Annotated in this window: 1 protein-coding gene; it reads right to left on the bottom strand. The window is 60.4% G+C overall.

Annotated elements, in window-relative coordinates; translation table 11 throughout:
- The coding region (locus tag SB719_RS20250) for a phage baseplate assembly protein V (protein WP_412159756.1) at positions 1 to 270 on the bottom strand (270 nt) is incomplete at both ends.

Here is a 270-nt window from a genome sequence, read left to right as displayed (position 1 = left end):
CACGCAGGCGTCCGCCGACGTCGACGGTGGTGCGAACTGATTCGAATAGACAGCGGGCAGCGCAAAGGCAGTCTCCAGATTGCCGCCCAGACTCAGCAGCACCACCTGCTCACCTTCCGATGGTCGCCACCATGTGCGGGCATTACCCGCGCGCAGCGTCAGCCAGCTGATCCAGTTGGTTTCAAGGTCGCCCGTTTTCACCCGACAAAGCCAGTTTTCCCGGTCCACTTCGGTGACTACACCTATGCGGATCAGATTGGTGATAAGGCG

The organism is Pantoea sp. SIMBA_079, from assembly GCF_046940275.1.
In the GTDB taxonomy this organism is placed as follows: Bacteria; Pseudomonadota; Gammaproteobacteria; order Enterobacterales; family Enterobacteriaceae; genus Pantoea; species Pantoea borealis.
This window is presented reverse-complemented; position numbering and strand designations above follow the sequence as displayed.